Here is a 1987-nt window from a genome sequence, read left to right as displayed (position 1 = left end):
CCGCCCCCGCCGGCCCGATGGCGCGCCGCCGGCCCGGCGGCGCGGTCAGCCGTGCGGCCCGCCGGTGAAGGCGGCGATCCGCCGTCGCAGGCCCGGAGCATCCAGGCCGTGGGCCCGGGCGTGCTCCTCGCGGCTCCCGTACCGCCGCAGCTCCCCGCGGGGCACGCCCAGCGCGAGGACGCGGTGCGGAAGATCGCTCAGCGCCTCGGCGACCCGGGGCGTCGAGGTCCCCGCGAGGTAGGGCTCCACCAGCACCACCTCCGCGGTGGGGCGGGCGCCGATGGCCGCCCGCAGTCCCGCCGCATCGAACGGCCGGACGGTGGCCGCGTACAGCAGGGTGGCGTCCAGGCCGGCGAGCGCCTCGACGGTCGGGTCGAGCATCGGCCCGACGGCCACCACCACGGGCGCGGTGGGCCCGCCCTCCCGCAGCCGCAGGAAACGGCCCTCCGCCACCGGCAGCGCCGTGCGGTTGGTCTGCTCGGAGAGGCGCACGTACTCCCGGCCGTCGCCCGCCACCGCCCGGCGCAGCAGTGCCTCCGCCTCGTCCGGGTGCCCCGGCACGTGGACGCTCCAGCCGTCCAGTGTGTCCAGCAGCGCGACGTCCCCCGGCGCCATGTGGGTGAAGCCGCCCTGCGGCCAGTCGTAGGACGCGTTGGCGCTCACCAGCACCCCGCCGACGCCCTGGTGCTGGAAGTCCAGTTTCAGCTGTTCGAAGGGGCGCTCCACCAGGAACGAGGCGAAGGTGTGCACGATCGGACGCATCCCGGCCAGCGCCAGTCCGGCGCCTGTGCCGATCAGCAGCTGCTCGCGGATGCCGACGTCGATCACGCGGTCCGGATGCCGGCGGGCCGCGTCCTCGAACGCGGCGGCGGTGATGACGGCGAGCACCACGGCGGTGCGCTCGTCCGTGTCGAGCAGCGCGTCGGCGACCCGGACGAACCGGTCGCGCATCGACTCCGGCAGCGGTTCGGTGGCGGAGTCGGTGGCGGGGGCGGTGTCGGGGGCGGTGTCGGATGTGGGGGCAACGGCGGTCATCGGGGCTCCTCGGGGTGCGTTCTGCGTTCTGTGGCCTGCGGCGGGCCACGGGCGGCGTCGGCCGGTGCGTGCCGGGGTGTCGGTCGGGGTCAGCCGGCGTGCTTGGGCTCGACCTGCGCAAGCACGGCGTGCGGGCGGCCGAGGTGGGGGAGGGTGCAGGCACGCCGCAGGTCGGCGTGGTCCCGGCCGTCCGCGCGGGTCAGCGACCAACCGGCGGCGGCGATCCGCGCGGCCCTGCTCTCGGCGTCACCCCAGGTGGCCGACGCGTTGTCGACGACGACCAGGTGCAGCGAATCCAGACCGGAGGCGCCGGCGAACTCCAACGCCTCGTGATTGCTGCCCTCGTCCAGTTCGGCGTCGCCGACCATCACCCAGACCCGGGGGCCGTGCAGGCCGCGGGCGCGCAGCCCCAGCGCCGTCCCCACCCCCAGGGGCAGCCCGTGGCCGAGGGACCCGCTGCTGATCTCCACGCCGGGGACGAGGGTGCGGTCGGGGTGGTGGCCCAGGGGCGACTGATAGGTCCCGAAGCCGTCCAGGAGGGCGGGATCGAGGAAGCCGCGGGCGGCGAGGACGGCGTAGTAGGACATCGGCCCGTGGCCGCGCGAGAGCAGGAACCGGTCACGGTCCTCCGCCTCGGGGTGCGCCGGATCGAGCCGCAGCACGCTCTCGTGGAGCACCCACAGGGCGTCCGTCAGGGAGTCCGACGCCGGTGCGTGCTTGTCGGCGCCGGTCATGCGGGCCATCAGGCCGGGCAGGTCGTCGTACCCGAACGGCGGATCGGCGGCGGGGAAGGACGGGAGCCGGGCGGTGTCGTGCGCTGTCGCGGTCATGTCCGCAACCCTGCGACCTCAACTCCACTTGAGGTCAAGTGCATCGGGTCGCCGTCCGGGAGACGCGCACACCACGCAGACGCGACACGGCGCGGGCCGGTCACCCAGTCGGGTGACCGGCC

At 75.6% G+C, this 1987-nt stretch carries 2 protein-coding genes; both read right to left on the bottom strand.

Going from position 1 to position 1987, the window contains the following annotated elements; all coding sequences use genetic code 11:
* Positions 1-45: 45 nt before the first annotated feature.
* Positions 46-951: a transketolase family protein gene (locus HCN52_RS24005; protein ID WP_168090519.1), complete on the bottom strand. Its 906-nt coding sequence runs from the start codon at positions 949-951 to the stop codon at positions 46-48.
* A gap of 173 nt (positions 952-1124) precedes the next feature.
* On the bottom strand, positions 1125-1865 hold the full coding sequence (locus HCN52_RS24000) for a thiamine pyrophosphate-binding protein (RefSeq protein WP_168090518.1): 741 nt from the start codon (positions 1863-1865) through the stop codon (positions 1125-1127).
* Positions 1866-1987: the final 122 nt, after the last annotated feature.

It is taken from the genome of Streptomyces bohaiensis, from assembly GCF_012033785.1.
Taxonomy (GTDB): domain Bacteria; phylum Actinomycetota; class Actinomycetes; order Streptomycetales; family Streptomycetaceae; genus Streptomyces; species Streptomyces bohaiensis.
This window is presented reverse-complemented; position numbering and strand designations above follow the sequence as displayed.

What these genes read in the sequence shown, in the direction of transcription:
- HCN52_RS24005 (WP_168090519.1), bottom strand. Translation starts at nt 951, where the DNA reads ATGCGCGACCGGTTCGTCCGGGTCGCCGACGCGCTGCTCGACACGGAC.
- HCN52_RS24000 (WP_168090518.1), bottom strand. Translation starts at nt 1,865, where the DNA reads ATGACCGCGACAGCGCACGACACCGCCCGGCTCCCGTCCTTCCCCGCC.